Source organism: Mesorhizobium sp. M7A.F.Ca.US.006.04.2.1, from assembly GCF_004022915.1.
Lineage (GTDB): Bacteria > Pseudomonadota > Alphaproteobacteria > Rhizobiales > Rhizobiaceae > Mesorhizobium > Mesorhizobium ciceri.
The window spans coordinates 1-1,464 of sequence record NZ_RZQA01001175.1 but is presented as its reverse complement, the minus strand read 5'-3'; the positions used below and the strand labels follow the sequence as shown (position 1 = coordinate 1,464).

The window sequence follows — 1,464 nt, the reverse complement described above, 5'->3', positions numbered from 1 at the left end:
CAACTCGATTCCGTCGGGTTCAGGCGCGGATTCAAATTCGCCACGGCATCCTTTCGGACGCGGCGTTGTGAAAAGGCAGGCTCCGGGCCGCTACGGCCCGGAGCGCTTCAGATGACTATTCGACCGACTTGACGGTGTCCGTCGGCGGCTTCTGGTTGCCCCAGAAGGCCGGATTATCGACGTTTTCCTTGGTGATCGCGGCACCGGGGATCTTGATGTTCGGACCCCAGGATTCCTTGGTCACGGTCGATTTCAGGCCGAGCACGTCGTATTCGCCGGGCTTGATTTCCTGCTTCTTGACGATCTTGTCCATGAACATGGCGACAGCCGCGGCCTGCGCGTAAAGCGGCTGCTCGATTTCGGCGTTGAGCCAGCCCTTGCGGATCAGGTCGAGGCCGACCGGAGCGCCGTTCGAGCTCATCAGCATGACGTCGCCCGGCTTCTTGCCGGCCGCCTCGAGCGAGGCGACGGCGGCGACCGATAGGTGCGCGGCATGGCTGAAGATCAGGTCGATGTCGGGGTTGGCCAGCATCTGGTCGGCAACGATTGTGCCGGCATTGCTGGCTTCCCATTGCATGGCCGGAAGCGAGATGATCTTGACGTCCGGAAATGCCTTCATCTTCTCCTCAAAACCCTTCTGGATGTCGAGCGTGTAGGGATCGCCGGGGTCGCCGAGCACCTGCAGAACCTTGCCCTTCACCGAGCCGTTCTTGGCTTTCAGCAGCTTCTCGGCCTGATCCGCGGCGACGTAGCCGATCTCGACCGTTCCGGCGACAGAGGTGAAGTCGGACGGGGTCGAGGTGATCTGGCGGTCGAACTCGACCACCGGGATGCCGGCGGCGCGCGCGGCTTCGATGGACGGTTTCAGCGCATTGAAGTCGACTGCAGCCAGGATGATGGCCGCCGGCTTCAGCGCGATGACGTCGTTCATCTGCGATTGCTGGGCGTCGGTCTTGTTGTCGGCGTTCAGCGTCTTCATCTCGTAGCCGGTCTGCTTCAGGAACAGTTCCAGCGCGCTCACCGAGCCGGTCTGGAACTCGTCCAGCAGGGTCGGCACCATATAGTAGACGATACCCTTGGACTGGGCGAATGCCGGCGTGAGCGTGGCAAAGGCCAGTGCAAGGATACCGAAGACAGCAAGAAGTATTCGCTTCATGTCGTTCGCTCCTCTTAAGCCGGACCCCTCTTTTGTCCCTCAGCCTGTCGGTCCGGCACCGGCAAGCGTCTCACCGGTGATCATGTTGATCACCGCGTCGGGACTTGTTTTATTGCGTGCGACATCGCCGGCCACGACGCCCTGGCGGATCACCACGATCCGGTCGGCGACCTGAAAAGCCTGCTGCATGATATGGGTGATGATGACGACGCCGATGCCCTGATTGGCCACCTGGCGGATCATGTCGAGACCGCGCCGCGTCTGTTCGACACCGAGGGCGGCGAACGGTTCGTCGAGCAGCACCAGCT

At 61.8% G+C, this 1,464-nt stretch carries 1 protein-coding gene and 1 pseudogene; both read right to left on the bottom strand.

Annotation, left to right across the window (positions count from 1 at the left end; translation table 11 throughout):
- Positions 1 to 115: 115 nt before the first annotated feature.
- A complete protein-coding gene (locus tag EN925_RS35530; RefSeq protein ID WP_027162389.1) occupies positions 116 to 1,156 on the bottom strand; it encodes a sugar ABC transporter substrate-binding protein in 1,041 nt (346 codons plus the stop codon).
- Positions 1,157 to 1,195: 39 nt separating this feature from the next.
- Positions 1,196 to 1,464, bottom strand: a pseudogene (locus tag EN925_RS35525) (sugar ABC transporter ATP-binding protein); the annotation flags it as partial.